General features: G+C 44.9%; 18 protein-coding genes. 4 read left to right on the top strand and 14 right to left on the bottom strand.

Going from position 1 to position 13797, the window contains the following annotated elements:
* Positions 1-60: 60 nt before the first annotated feature.
* The 13 genes from IRJ16_RS17460 to IRJ16_RS17400 all read right to left on the bottom strand — a co-directional run bounded on the left by IRJ16_RS17460 (position 61) and on the right by IRJ16_RS17400 (position 9816).
* Positions 61-723 (bottom strand): ATP-binding cassette domain-containing protein, encoded by a 663-nt coding sequence (locus IRJ16_RS17460; protein ID WP_194112922.1) that lies wholly within the window; start codon positions 721-723, stop codon positions 61-63.
* Entirely contained in the window at positions 705-1040 is a 336-nt protein-coding gene (locus IRJ16_RS17455) for a hypothetical protein (RefSeq protein WP_194112920.1), read from the bottom strand. The genes IRJ16_RS17460 and IRJ16_RS17455 overlap by 19 nt, the downstream gene beginning before the upstream one ends.
* Positions 1041-1070: 30 nt before the next feature.
* Entirely contained in the window at positions 1071-1772 is a 702-nt protein-coding gene (locus IRJ16_RS17450; RefSeq protein WP_194112918.1) for a class I SAM-dependent methyltransferase, read from the bottom strand.
* A 127-nt stretch (positions 1773-1899) separates the two neighbouring features.
* Positions 1900-3294: an arginine decarboxylase gene (locus IRJ16_RS17445; RefSeq protein ID WP_194112917.1), complete on the bottom strand. Its 1395-nt coding sequence runs from the start codon at positions 3292-3294 to the stop codon at positions 1900-1902.
* A gap of 133 nt (positions 3295-3427) precedes the next feature.
* The gene (locus IRJ16_RS17440; RefSeq protein WP_194112915.1) at positions 3428-3952 is read right to left on the bottom strand and encodes a hypothetical protein; all 525 of its coding nucleotides are present in this window, start codon (positions 3950-3952) and stop codon (positions 3428-3430) included.
* A 176-nt stretch (positions 3953-4128) separates the two neighbouring features.
* The gene (rpmA, locus tag IRJ16_RS17435; protein ID WP_194112914.1) at positions 4129-4557 is read right to left on the bottom strand and encodes a 50S ribosomal protein L27; all 429 of its coding nucleotides are present in this window, start codon (positions 4555-4557) and stop codon (positions 4129-4131) included.
* Positions 4558-4611: 54 nt separating this feature from the next.
* A complete protein-coding gene (gene rplU / locus IRJ16_RS17430; protein WP_194112912.1) occupies positions 4612-4920 on the bottom strand; it encodes a 50S ribosomal protein L21 in 309 nt (102 codons plus the stop codon).
* 180 nt (positions 4921-5100) lie between these two features.
* Positions 5101-5613, bottom strand: coding sequence for a hypothetical protein (locus IRJ16_RS17425; protein WP_194112911.1), 513 nt, complete (start codon positions 5611-5613; stop codon positions 5101-5103).
* A gap of 135 nt (positions 5614-5748) precedes the next feature.
* Complete coding sequence (locus IRJ16_RS17420; protein WP_194112909.1) at positions 5749-6255, bottom strand: hypothetical protein; 507 nt, start codon at positions 6253-6255, stop codon at positions 5749-5751.
* A gap of 26 nt (positions 6256-6281) precedes the next feature.
* A complete protein-coding gene (locus IRJ16_RS17415) occupies positions 6282-6953 on the bottom strand; it encodes a dioxygenase family protein (protein ID WP_194112907.1) in 672 nt (223 codons plus the stop codon).
* A gap of 69 nt (positions 6954-7022) precedes the next feature.
* Positions 7023-7826 carry a LytTR family DNA-binding domain-containing protein gene (locus IRJ16_RS17410; RefSeq protein ID WP_194112906.1) on the bottom strand — a complete coding sequence of 268 codons (804 nt, stop codon included), beginning with the start codon at positions 7824-7826 and terminating at the stop codon, positions 7023-7025.
* Positions 7827-7911: 85 nt separating this feature from the next.
* The gene (locus tag IRJ16_RS17405; protein ID WP_194112904.1) at positions 7912-9309 is read right to left on the bottom strand and encodes a dicarboxylate/amino acid:cation symporter; all 1398 of its coding nucleotides are present in this window, start codon (positions 9307-9309) and stop codon (positions 7912-7914) included.
* A 180-nt stretch (positions 9310-9489) separates the two neighbouring features.
* Positions 9490-9816: a YbjQ family protein gene (locus IRJ16_RS17400; RefSeq protein WP_194112902.1), complete on the bottom strand. Its 327-nt coding sequence runs from the start codon at positions 9814-9816 to the stop codon at positions 9490-9492.
* Positions 9817-9967: 151 nt separating this feature from the next.
* Between IRJ16_RS17400 and IRJ16_RS17395 the strand changes: the two genes are divergently transcribed.
* Genes IRJ16_RS17395 through IRJ16_RS17380 form a run of 4 tightly spaced genes read left to right on the top strand, consistent with a single transcriptional unit; the run spans position 9968 to position 12138 of the window.
* On the top strand, positions 9968-10480 hold the full coding sequence (locus IRJ16_RS17395; RefSeq protein ID WP_194112901.1) for a hypothetical protein: 513 nt from the start codon (positions 9968-9970) through the stop codon (positions 10478-10480).
* Positions 10481-10539: 59 nt separating this feature from the next.
* Entirely contained in the window at positions 10540-11037 is a 498-nt protein-coding gene (locus IRJ16_RS17390; protein WP_194112900.1) for an RNA polymerase sigma factor, read from the top strand.
* Positions 11024-11611, top strand: a complete 588-nt coding sequence (locus IRJ16_RS17385; RefSeq protein ID WP_194112899.1) for a hypothetical protein — start codon at positions 11024-11026, stop codon at positions 11609-11611. Before IRJ16_RS17390 ends, IRJ16_RS17385 begins: the two co-directional genes overlap by 14 nt.
* A gap of 5 nt (positions 11612-11616) precedes the next feature.
* A complete protein-coding gene (locus IRJ16_RS17380; RefSeq protein WP_194112898.1) occupies positions 11617-12138 on the top strand; it encodes a GNAT family N-acetyltransferase in 522 nt (173 codons plus the stop codon).
* A gap of 65 nt (positions 12139-12203) precedes the next feature.
* On the opposite strand, the gene IRJ16_RS17375 is transcribed toward IRJ16_RS17380, so the two are convergent.
* The gene (locus IRJ16_RS17375; RefSeq protein ID WP_228080273.1) at positions 12204-13754 is read right to left on the bottom strand and encodes a DUF4394 domain-containing protein; all 1551 of its coding nucleotides are present in this window, start codon (positions 13752-13754) and stop codon (positions 12204-12206) included.
* Positions 13755-13797 lie beyond the last annotated feature (43 nt).

The raw sequence follows: 13797 nt of genomic DNA, 5'->3' as shown, positions 1-13797 counted from the left end.
GTATTTTAATAGGTTTTGGTGGTAGGACAACGAAACAAGATGCTGCGTTTAACCGGTCAGCTAAATATTTTTAACGTAACCGTATTGCATCAATTCTTTAGGGTCAACGATAGGTTTGGTAACGCCGTTGTTGAGTAGGACGATTCGGTCGCTTACGTCGATGATGTTGAGGTATTGATGATCGGTAACGATGATGCCTTTGGTCTTTCGGGCTTCGAGTAATTGCTCTTTGAACCAGTCGGTCATTACGGGGGAGATATGGGTAAAAGGTTCGTCCAATAACAGAAAATCAGCCGGACTGTACAACACCATCAGCATTTCTAAACGGCGCAATTCCCCGCCGGATAGCTGGTCGGTGCGTTTGTTCTTGTAGTCGGTATAGCCCGGCTGGCGTTCAAAGTTGCCCCACTGGTTTTGGCCGACCATCAGCCGGGCTACTTCATCAACTTTTAAGCCTTTGGGCAGATAATTATGTTGCGGCAGATAAGCAATGCGGCGGTCGCTGAAATTATCCTGCAGCACCTCGCCATTGATGCCAACGTATTTGTAGATCGGTTTAAGTGTCCCGAAAATGATCTTGAGTAATGATGATTTGCCGCAACCGTTCCGCCCCAACAAGCCCACGATCTCGCCCTGTTGGCAGTCGATGTGGACATCCTGCAATATCTTGCGGCCTTTAAATTCCAGCGTGATGCTGTCTGCCTTTAAACTGAGCGGTACCATAGTAATAGTAAGGTGAAAATAATAGCCGACATGCCGATGTCCAGCCCGAAACTGTACAGGTAAAGTCGGTGAACGCTCAATCCCGCATTGTGGTAATAGTAATAGCTTTTACGGTACATGTAGTAATAATGCCCCGTAGCTGCAGAAAATCCTAAAAGTTTGACTAACAGAAATAACCCGGCCGATATCTTGCCCACGATCGCGTAAGCGGCCGTACCCACCATCAAACTGAACATCACATTATGGAACAGCAGCGAGCGGTAATATTGAAAGATAAGTGTGCTAAGGCGATGCATCGATGGTATCAATACGCTCACCGATCAAAAAAATTATGATGGTCGTAATATTTAGTTTTTTTGGTAAACTAAAAAATGTTGGATGGTCAAAAAGTCATTTTTCTGGATCAGTTTGAAACCATTGGCTTTCAATTCCTTAATCAGTTGCTTTACTGTCGTTTTATGTAATTCTTTTATCGGTACATCAGGGTCTTCGCCCCGGTATTCGAGCAATAGCAATTTGCCCTCGGGCTTTAACGACCGGCGGATAGCTTGCAGCATCTCATGAGGATAAGCTAATTCATGGTAAACATCTACCATAATGGCCAGATCCACGGTGTTATCCGGCAGGTTAGGGGACCTTTCACTACCCTTAACTACCGTAATGTTATTGATGTTAAGCTCTTTGCTTCGTTTATTAAGATAGGCCAACGCGTCGCTTTGTATCTCTACCGCGTAAACTCTGCCATGCGGAACCTTGGGTGCCATGCGGAATGTGTAATACCCTGTCCCTGCACCAATATCCGCCACCACACTGTTTGGGCCGACCGGCAATTTAGCTATAGATAAGGTTGTGTTCTCTTCTTTATTACGCGTATCACGTTCCAACCAGTCGGCACCTTCAAAACTCATTACATGTGCTATTTCGCGTCCCATATAAAACTTGCCCGTGCCATCAGGCGATGGGTTGGCGTAGGTGTATATGCTGTCCCGCTTTTGTGCGGTAACATTGGTACTTATCAACAGGAGGATGAATAGCGTTCTGTATATCATGTTGATAATGAACGCTGATCACGATAGTTTAGTTTCAATAGCTTAGTAATAGATAATTGCCTCAACAAAACAAAAGTCGCTCCGGCTGAAACCAAAGCGACTTTGAAATATTATTAATGACTGATCACTAAGTAGTATAACCCAGTATCTTCAATACCTGTTTACTGTTCTGCTCCTCGCCGAATACCTCAAAGTTGAAGGTCTCGTCGCGGTTGCGGCGGATGATCACGTGTTTAGGCGATGGCAGCAGACAGTGGTGTATGCCTCCGTAACCGCTTAAAACTTCCTGGTATGCTCCTGTATTAAAGAAACCTAAATATTGCACCTTACGCGTCTTAGGCATAAATACGGAGTTCATGTGGGCTTCCTGGTTGTAGTAATCCTGACCATCGCAGGTGATACCACCCAGGTTGACACGCTCGTATTCCGAATCCCAGTTGTTGATCGGCAGCAAGATGTATTTTTGGTTCAAAGCCCAAACATCCGGCAGGTTGGTGATGAACGAACCGTCCAGCATCAGCCAGCGCTCGCGATCGTTCTGTTGTTTACGACCGATAACTTTGTACAGGATACCCGAAGCTTCGGCCACGGTATATTTACCAAACTCGGTAATGATATCCGGTTCCATGGTATCGTGCTCGGCGCAGATCTCTTTGATACGGCTCACAATCTCGTTGATCATGTACTCGTAATCAAAATCGAAAACCAATGAATCCTTGAACGGCATACCTCCACCAATATCCAGCGTATCTAAAGCAGGGTTAACTTTTTTGAATTTGCAATAAAGCGTAACGTATTTTTCTAACTCGTTCCAGTAGTATGGCGTATCAGATATACCCGAGTTGATAAAGAAGTGTAACAGCTTTACCTGGAAGTTAGGGTTCTTCTCGATCTTATTATGATAAAAATCGATCACATCTTCCATACGGATACCTAAACGCGAGGTGTAGAATTGCGAATCGGGCTGCTCCTCGGCCGCTATGCGGATGCCCAGGTTGCAAGGCTCTTTCAACTCTATCTCATCGTCGTACAGGTTAAACTCCTCTTTATTATCCAGTACAGGGATGATGTTCTTATAACCATCATGCAGCATGTCAATAATATAGGTTTTGTACTGGAAGGTTTTAAAACCGTTGCAGATCACGGTCATATCCTTACTCAGCAGACCTTTTTTCTCCAATGCATCGATCATCGGCATATCAAAAGCCGACGAAGTCTCCAGGTGGATCTCGTTCTTCAGCGCTTCTTCTACAATGTGCTTAAAGTGCGAGCTTTTGGTGCAATAGCAATATTTATAGCTGCCGCGATAATTGTTTTTAATGATAGCCTGTTGAAACAGCAATTTAGCCTGCTGTATCTTTTTGGTTATCATGGGCAAGTAAGTGAAACGCAGCGGAGTGCCGTACGTCTCTATCATTTCCATCAAATTAAGATCGTGGAAATATAATTCATCGTCAATGATCTCGAAGCCGTCCTGGGGAAAGCCAACGCTGAGGTCAAGAAACTCCTGATAACTTTGCATTTATTTTATAATAATTTTTGCAAAAATGTGATTTAAAACTGAAAGAGATGACAAATAAACTTAAAAGTTTATAGTACAAATGTAATTTGTGAAACACAATAGCAGTGCCGGCTTTGGTGCTGATGAGGAACGGCTATTCTGCTGCTTGCTGGCGTTGTACTTTGGTGAGTTCTTTATCCAGCCAAAAGTTGGTCACGCGTTTTTCAACGTGCCCTACATTATCTTTGGCGTTGTAGGTATGCAGGATGCTGTAGGCCGAGCTTTTGCTTTCATAGCCTTTGCTTCTTTCTAATATAACGGCCCCTACACTGTCGCTTTTTTTTGTGTAGACCGCATCCAGCATGTGATATTTTTTATATGCTATGGTATCTACCTTGTCGCTGTTCAGCACCAGTTCGTCGCCTTTTTTGCGGTATTTGAGGGCGCTGTCTATGTATACCTTAGCCATCGAGTCGAGTATGCGGCCTTCCGGTTCGTCAATAGCGTAAGATAAATGCACTTCCCTTAGTGTATCGAACCCCAACGGCTGGTACCCTGCCGAGTCTTTCAGCCGGTCTTTCACCAGGGTTTCGGCTTTGGTTTGGCCTTCGGGCATTTTGGGGCCGCCACAGGCAACCAACAATATCATAACAGGAGCAACGGTCAGCAGTTTTTTCATCAACATAAATAGCAGGGCAAATGTAATGTTTATGATGTTTTTTCAAAATGATAACGCATTAAAGCAGTATCATAGTGTCGGCTTCTATCAATTGATCGGGTATCGGCCCAAATTACCGGTAAAAGAAAAAGCCCCATGAATATATCACGGGGCTTTTGTATCTGTGCTGCAGAGAATTACTCAGCAGGAGCTGCTTCTGTTTCAGTAGCGGTTGCTTCTGTTTCAGTTGTAGCTGTTTTTGCTTTAGGAGCTTTTTTAGCAGGAGCTTCTTCAGCTACAGGCGCTGCCTCAGCTTTAGCTTCAACAGCTGCCTTAGGAGCAGGAGCTGCAACCTCTTCTACCTTAGCAGTTTGTGCAGGTAAGATAGAAACGTATGAACGGTTATCAGCTTTCTTTTTGAAAGTTACGATACCTTCTGCCAAAGCAAATAAAGTATGATCTTTACCGATGCCTACGTTAAGGCCCGGATTGTGTTTGGTACCACGCTGACGAACGATGATGTTACCTGCAATTGCTGGCTGACCACCGAAAATTTTGATACCTAAACGTTTACTGTGTGACTCGCGACCGTTCTTGGAACTACCGGCCCCTTTTTTGTGTGCCATTTTTTATGTCTTTATGAACTTGTAATTAAACAAGATCGAGTTTAACCTTAGATATTATAACGTGATACCAGTGATCTGGATCTTAGTGAATTGCTGACGGTGACCGTTTTTCTTTTTGTAACCTTTTCTTCTTTTCTTTTTGAAGACGATCACTTTATCACCTTTTAAATGCGACAAGATGGTAGCTGATACCTTAGCGCCTTTTAGGTCTGTACCTAATTTAAAGCTACCTTCGTTCTCTGCTAACAATACTGTGTCAAATTCAATACTAGCGCCTTCATCTCCTTGCAAGCGGTGTACAAAGATGTGCTGGTCTTTAGCAACTTTAAATTGCTGTCCTGCTATACTTACTATTGCGTACATTGTTAATTAATTATTTGTTATTAAATTTTTCGAGGTGCAAATATAGAGTTTAGTTTTTCAAAAAACAAGTTTTTGTTAAAAGTCCGAAAGTCGGGAAGACCGCAAGTCCGAAAGCAGGATGCGAGGTATGCAATTCATCTTTCGGACTTGCGGTCTTCCCAATTTTCGGACTCAAAGAAATTACCTCTTCAACCGCTCTTCTTTATCGTCAATGCGGCCTTGTATCTCTTTGATCAGACGCTGGTTGGCGTCTATCAGTTTCTCGTTTCCGTTAAAGTTAGCGTCGAATACCACGCGTTTGGTCTTGCGCTCGTACGCAAACTCTATAATGTAGCGTAATGTTTTAGGGCCGGCTTTTAAGGTAGTATCCTTGCCAAGGGTCTCGTTAGCCGGGAAATCCCAAAAGCCCAGATCGGCAGCTTTGCGGTGCAGGTATAGCAGATCATTATGGTCCAAAGGTACTTTGGTCTTGATCAGCGAATCTTTTTTGTTCAGGTATTGATAATTCCCGGTCTTGGAGTTGTAGTAATTCAACAAAGAATCTCCGGTACCCCATTGTATCGATACATGATCAAACTCCACAAACTTGTATGGCGCGTTCTTCACCATCATGCCGTAGTAGTAAATGCAATAGATCAAGAACGGGACCGTAATACTTAATAAAAGAAAGATCTTTTTACCGCGATTTTCCATAAAGGGTCATTATACATCGGTCGTTAACCATTTGAATTAATGATGCCGACCTTACAGCCTGCAAAGATATTGATCGTAGCTTAACTTCAACGGTAAAATTAAAGAGAGGCTACGATATGGTTTTTTGATGACAGCTTAGTTTTGGTGGGCAGGTTGCGGCAGGTCGAAATACTCGTTCTTATTCTTATCCAACAGGTCCGACATCATACTGAAATTACTTGCCGTAGCAGGCAGATCAATAAAGTTGGCAAACACCGTATTGCGTCTGTATAGTATAAAAGTGTTGCCCACCTTTTGGTCAACCTTGTTCAAATGGATCTCGGATCCCCTGTCGGATAGCGAAGGCACGAACGTTAAAGCAACTTTTTGCAATTGCAAATCGCGGCCAAGGTTTGCTAATTCGGTCTCCCTGGCTTGTTTGTTGTAGTTTTTTGCGTTCCCGTAAATAAAATACACCTTCAGGTATTTTTCCCGTTTGATGCTTTCGCTCTCTAAAAACGCCAGCCATTTTTTGATGTCTGCCCAATTAGGGCTATCGCCCACAAAATACAGGATGCCATGGTACCAACCATATTTGCATATAGGGCAGGTACGCGTTCCCTTGTCGGGGCCCCAGGCGTGGTAAGGGGTAAATGACACCATATCCTCGCCAATGTTCCTGCCCGACTTTAAAGCGGCCGTTTCGCAGGCGCGTACCCCGCCACATTTGCCCCAAGGATGATGTTCCGTTCGCCGATATGCAGGTCGCCTTTTTGCACAAGTCTTAATATGCCGCTGCCACCACGGCCGTCCATTTTTAACCTTTTAGCGCGGGTGAGTAAAATGTCGTCGTCAAAAACAAAGTCGTCAATATAATAGCCTTTGGCTGCGCCCGTTTCAATAACCGTAACGTGAACATGAGCAGGCTCTGACCGGGTAGGGTAGGTGCCCGGGCGAACAGTGTAGATAGCATATTTACCGTCGCTGCCGGTCTTTACCCATCCGCGGATGTAGCCGTGGGTTTGCCCTAAACTGTTGCGTGGCAGGTTTAATGGTTCGTCGGGTTTGTATTCGTAGCGGCCGTCGGTATTAGTTTGATAGTAGTACAGGATCACATTGGGGGCTGGCGTTCTGCCATCGGGTTTGTAAACCGTGCCGGTCAGCAGAAGCTTTTGCCCATCTTGTTGCCAGCCGGGGCTGGTATCCCGGGCGGCGATGTGTTTTGGGCGGTAATAGTTTTCGGCCGGCGTATTGTCCATTAATTTGGGGTCGATGCTTTGGTGGCCTTGTCCGCTGCATCCTGTAAACGCGAATTGCAGCGCGAAAATAATAAAGGTGATGATCTTGGTGTTTGTGGTCATAACATTTGTTTTGACCACAAAACTGAAATGCCGGACGGCCTTCGACAAATAAAATACGGTGACGCGATGTTAAACTACCGCAACACGATGACCACCTTGCAACCGCTCTTTAAACGTCGCCACAAAATTGCGGCTCACCCTCAGTTGGGTGCCATCCTTCAGCGTCAGATCGTGGTCGCCGTTAAGTCGCGAGGTATAGTGATCCACGTAATTAATATTGACGATGGTAGACTTATGGATCCTCACAAAGTCGGGGCTTAATTGTACGCCGATGGATCTTAGGGTATCGTTATACAGGTACTGCTTTTGGACGGTATGAATGTTGATGTAAGGCGAGTTGGCACTGAAGTATTGGATATCGGCTGTGTTGATGCTCAGCTTTTTATTGCCGTCGGTAACTGATATGGATCGTAAGTATTCCTGTTCTGCCGGATGTTCGGGCGATGCCGCTTTGTCTTCGGTTTTTCTTGCGTTGATATACTTTAGCACGATCACAGGTATGGTATAGATCATCAACACGATATGGAGGTAGGACGACAAGGCATACCGCAAGGTCATCTGAAAGCGGAATGTGTTCTCGAAGAATAATTTAGATACCAGCCAAACTAAGGATGGGAACGTTAGGAAATGCAAGACCATCGGCAAAATGATCATCAATATAAAAGACCAGCTTTTAACCTCAACATTTTGCGCCAGCAGAAATTGAGCATACAGCAATGGCAAAAATATCCACCAGAACGAGGTGAATAACAACGACTCGGACAGGTAAAAAGAAGTGGCGTGGAATTGGGAGAAAAGGGAATCCTGCAAAATGGTCAGCAGCATCAATACGATGATGATGCTCGTTAAGATCCAAATTGCTTTTTTATTCATATCGAGGTGGACATAAAGGTCAACAAAAAAGCCCGAAAAACAGAAATGACAATACTTCTATCTTTCGGACTTTCCGTCTTTCGGACTACAAGTCCTCAGCCAATATCTGCTCAGGACCAAGTTCACCTTCCCACTTGCTCACAACGGCTGTAGCCATAGCATTACCTAACACGTTGGTAGCAGAGCGGCCCATATCTAACAGCGGGTCGATACCGATCAGCAGACCTAAGCCGGCCTCGGGGATGCCGAACATAGCTACCGTGCCGGCAATTACCACCAGTGATGCACGCGGCACACCGGCAATACCTTTACTGGTGATCATGAGGACTAACAGCATGGTTATCTCTTGCGCTATCGATAAATGTACACCGTATGCTTGCGCCAAAAATATAGAGGCGAAGGTCATATACATCATCGATCCATCCAGGTTAAATGAGTAACCTAATGGCAGTACAAAGCTTACGATCTTATTATTACAGCCAAATTTTTCCAGTTCGATCAGCACACGCGGGTACGCAGCCTCGCTTGTGGAGGTACTGAACGCGACCAGCATGGCATCTTTGATCTTCCCTACCAGATCCAAAGCCCGGGTCTTGAGCACCACAAAGCCTGCAAAAATGATCACCGCCCAAAGCAGGAATAGCGAGAAATAGAATTCGCCAATAAAAATGGCGTAGGTTGATATGATGCCCAGACCCTGCTTAGCCACCACGGCCGTAATAGCGCCGAACACCGCGATAGGGGCCAGCTTCATTACGTAGGTAGTTATCTTTAATATCACATGGGCAATAGCGTCCATTGCTTTAACAACGATCTCGCCTTGTTTGCCAATGGCAGCCGTAGCTACACCAAAGAACATGGAGAAGATCACGATCTGCAATATCTCGTTATTGGCCATAGCCTCGGTAAAGCTGCGCGGCACAACGTGGCTGATAAAGTCTTTAAGCGACAGGGCATTCTTTTTGATCTCGGTACTTAAATGACTATCCGGTAATGGGATATTCATAGTAACACCTGGTTTGAACAGGTTTACCAACAGCATACCTAATAATAAAGATACCAAGGTAGCACTCAGGAACCAAAGCAAGGTTTTGCCACCAATACGCCCCACCGCTTTAATATCACCCACTTTAGCCACACCCACTACCAAGGTAGTAAACACCAATGGCGCTACGATCATTTTGATCAGGCGTAAAAAGATATCGCTCAATACGGTAAAGCCGGTCAGCTTTTCCTCGCGGATGCCGTCGTTCTCTTTTTTGATCTTGGCTTCTACCACGCGTTGGGCCTTTAGTGTTTTAAACTCGGCAACGGTGGTGTCTTTCAGGTTGATCAGCTTGGTGTCGATAGCTTTGATATTGGCATCGGCGGTGTTGATCTTTAGATTGTACTGCTCAATTACCTGCATGTTGTAAACGTAGCCCACAACAACACCAAGTATCAGTGCTATGAAAATATAAAGCGTTAGTTTGTTTTTCAGCATCCTCAATAGTTTGATGGGACTAAGGTAGGTAATTGGTTTGAATTCTTGGTTTTCTCAATTCCATAGGGTGTCATGGTGAGCGCGTTGAAACATGGTGGGTGGGGCTTCTCAGTAATGCATTAAGATCAAGCCCTTGCTCCACCTTTCGACCAGCTCAAGATGACACCCCTTTGAAGGTCATTATACCTCGCTTTTAACCACCTTCACTGCTGTACCATAAGCCAGAACCTCGGTCACGCCGGCCATAACTTCGTTGGCATCATAGCGCATGCTCAGGATCGCGTTGGCGCCAACTTGCATGGCGTGTTGGATCAGCAGGTCATAAGCTTCCTGGCGGCTTTGTTCGCACAGGTCGGTGTAAATGCTGTTGCGGCCGCCGAAGATGGTCTGCAATCCGCCTAAAAAGTTGCCACCCACGCCGCGCGAACGAACAGTGATGCCGCGCACTACGCCTAACTGATCGGTCACTTTGTAGCCTTCTAAATTGGTGCTTGTTGTTACTAACATGTTTTTTGAGTTTTTGGTGTACTCAAACATAGTTGATAGTTGCGATATTATAAGCTACAAATAGTAATTTGCCCCCTTACCCTTTATCAGTGGCAGTAGCTATTTTGCAGCGGCAGTGCCTTTAATAAGGGATAAAACATCAATAGAACTTATGGCGACAGACGCATACGGCTTAGCCGACATCAAAAAAGAGATACAACACCTGGCTGCCCCGCAACTGGCAGATCTGGTATTGCGGTTGGCCCGTTATAAAAAAGAAAATAAAGAACTGCTGGCCTACCTGCTTTTCGTAGCAGGCGATGAGGAAGCTTTTATAGCGCAATCTAAATACGAGGTAAGCATGATGTTCTATATCATGCCCTCGCAAGCCTTTGCCGCTTTAAAAGTATTGCGTAAGATATTAAGGCTGATCACCAAACTATCGCGGTTCTCAGGTTCAAAAACGGTCGAGATCAGCTTGCTTATCGGTTTCTGTAATAACTATCTCGAGTACGTCAACCCCAAGGTCAGCTACAAACCAATGCGCACGGTATTTATCCGTCAGATAGAAAAGATAGGCAAACTGATCGCTAAATTACACGAGGATGTACAGGGTGATCATCAGCAGGAGTTTGATGAACTGGTAGTAAAGGCAGAGGAGAAGCTGAGCTGGTTCACTGTTTGAAACAAATTCTCTGTAACAATCCGTTACCACCTGCATCTAACCCATAAAATTAACTGATAGTGGCAAACAAAGAAGTAGTCTTCAGGCAGATATTTGAAGCTAACTCCAAAAAAATATTTCACCTGTGCCTGGGTTATACCGGCGACAGTGATGCCGCTAATGACCTGCTGCAAGAAACTTTTTTAAAGGTTTGGCAAAACCTGGATAAGTTCCGCAATCAGGCCATGATATCTACCTGGATCTATCGCATTGCTGTTAATACCTGTTTAACCTATTTAAGATCAGAAAAGCGTCAGGCTAAAGATGAGTTGACAGATACCATTGCCGAGACCCGGGCCGAAGAATTTTCGGCCAAGAACGAGCAGGTGGCTTTGTTGTATAAGTGTATATCGAAATTAGAAGAGAGCGAGCGGATAATTATAACAATGGTTTTAGATGAAGTGCCGTATCCCGAGATAGCCGAAATATCGGGCATATCCGAGGGTAACCTGAGGGTGAAGATACACCGTATTAAACAAAAGTTGACCGAATTATATAATCAGCATGAAAGACTTTGATCACATCATGACGCTGTGGCAGGAACAGCCTGTGCACAACAAGCTTTCAGTGGACGAGGTGCTGAAACAAGTTAAAAGAGACGTTAGCGGCCTGGCCAATAAGCTGCGCTGGAATATTATTACCATAGTATCGCTCATTATTTTTACGGCGGTGGTGTTGCTGTTCTTTGTATTTACGGTGCCTACATACATTGGTATCTCTATTATGATGGCTACCATGTTGTTCTACTTCGCTACCATCAACCGCCATTACCGCATGCTGAGCAAGCACGATGCGACCATGAGTCCGACCGATTACCTGGATACTTTGCACGAGTACCAACAACAGCAATCTAAAACGGCCGGCTGGTTCTACTATATTTATGTGCTGATGATCAGCCTGGGCTTGTCGTTGTTTTTGTACGAGGTGTTATCTACCTATTCTATTTACGGTAAGCTGGTGGTTTATGCCACTATGGCGGGCTGGCTATTGTTTTGTACTTTTTATCTGAAACGTCGTATATTTAAACACGAGCAGGAAAAACTGAACGTAATGATCGACCGATTGGAACGCTTAAAGTCGCAATTCGAATAATATATATGAGGGCAAATATCACTCTTTCCAAGGTTGGGCAAGCCGACCTTGAACCGTTGCTTATCTTTAGTAAAAAAACTTTTTTCGATGCCTTTTACCATCTTAATAACCCCGAAGATGTTGAAGCATATGCCACTAAGGCATTTGCCGAAGGGCGTTTGGCCGAAGAACTGAACGATCCCGCATCCGAATTCTACTTTGCCTGCATCAACTGCGAAATTGTAGGCTACATCAAACTTAATTATGGCCCGGCGCAGACGGACGTTAACGATGATACCTCGGTAGAGTTAGAGCGTATCTACGTCAGTTCCTTTCATCAAGGCAAGCAGATCGGTCAGCAGTTAATGGAGTTTGCTATCCAAACGGCAAAGGACAAAAAGCTGAAATACGTTTGGCTTGGTGTGTGGGAACACAATCAAAAAGCGATAAAATTTTACCAGCGGCATGGCTTTAAGATCTTCGGCGAGCACGATTTTATGCTGGGTAAAGACAAGCAGGTTGATAAACTGATGAAACTGGTAATATAAAAACAGCCCCTCAAAAAATTTGAGGGGCTGTTTTGTTAACTGATCTTTGGGATGATCTTATCTTTTTAGAAGCCTAAACCAACTGCCATACCACGGAAGTTACCTGTAACGGTAGCGCCTGCTGTAGCAGCACCGCTGGTAAGGTTTATGGTGTAAACTTTAGTAACGCCACCTACGGTAAGCAAAGCGTAACCTACACCGCTGGTGCCACCAATATCAAAACCGTTAGTAGATGTAGCCACAACGCCTAATGCGCCTATGTCAACCAGGGTTCCGTTATTTGGCGGGTCTTGTCTAAACAAACGACCGGTGATCGCGTCGATATCGAACAAAGTTGTGGTAGTTGCACCTGCAAAGTTGTTAGTGTAGGCCGCGCCTGTTATGGCAGCGGTACCCGCTGCGAGCGAAATTGCGCCATCCACGGCGGCAATAGTACCATCGTTAGGATTTGCCCTTAAGTTCTGTCCTGTATTGCTGATAATGCGGATACGGTCAACAGTAGGGTTAAAGTCGAAACCAAAATCGGTACCTACCAGTAACGTTGTAAAAGCACTTGTACCAACAGCGGTAGCCGCACCAGTACCTAAATTGATGTTATAAATACGGCTGGTGCTTCCCAATGCGTATAAACCACCATTAGCCGGGCGGAAATCGATACCTAAAACGGTTTCGCCTGCTTGAAGGCCACCGATAGCTTTAGTTACCGGAGCAGGGTTCATTGGATTGAAATATACCAATTCGTTGTTGCTGTTTACAGCGTAAGCCACAGGCTCGGTCGGGATAGCGATACCCAAGATGGTTGCGCTAAAGTTGTTTTGCACTTTGGTTGCAGCACCGGTGGTTGTGTTAATGTTATACAAACCAGTCACGCCGCCAACTTTTAATGCAGCTATCGATACAGTACCATCAGAGCTGATATCAAAATCACCTGCCGACTCTACATCAACGCCTAAAGCACCGATCTCTACCAGCGTACCATTATTTGGCGGGTCTTGTTTGTAAAGCTTATCGGTAGCAACGTCGATCACAAACAGCGTGGTAGCAGTTGAGCCAGACTTATTGCCTGTGTAAGCAGCACCCTGGATGCTTGCGCCGGTTACACCGTTGATAGCACCGTCAACAGCGGCTACTGCGCCGGTCTCAGGGTGTAGACGAAGGTTTTGACCGGTTGACGTTATCAAACGGATACGATCTACAGTTGGGTTAAAATCTAAAGAAGCAACAGTGCCGCTTACAGCAGTGCTCAATACTGCGCCAACAGCTAATGTTGCGCCGGTAGTTCTGTTGATCGTATATAATTTGCTTTGATTACTGATACCGTAAAGCTGGCCTGTAGCCGGGCGGAAATCGATACTCAACATAGTTTCGCCGGTAGCTAAACCGGTTATAGCTGTAGTTTGGGTAGCGGTAGATACATTTTTGCCGTTGAAAGTAAGCAATGTGTTATTAGATGCCAAAGCATGGAAAGTTACATCCGGACCGATCGGTACAACCGGGATAACAGGATCAGGAATAACAGGGGTTTCTGTGCTATTCTTTTTGCACGATGTTGATAAAATAATTGTGGCAGCGCACAGCATGCCTAACTTACTCAGGTAAGAGTTCAGCGTTTTCATAATGAATGATGGGTTAAAAAATTGTATTCGTAAAATTGCCCTG

This window comes from Mucilaginibacter myungsuensis, from assembly GCF_015222005.1.
GTDB classification, from domain to species: Bacteria; Bacteroidota; Bacteroidia; order Sphingobacteriales; family Sphingobacteriaceae; genus Mucilaginibacter; species Mucilaginibacter myungsuensis.
The sequence above is the reverse complement of the archived record's forward strand: the minus strand, read 5'-3'. Positions and strand labels throughout refer to the sequence as shown.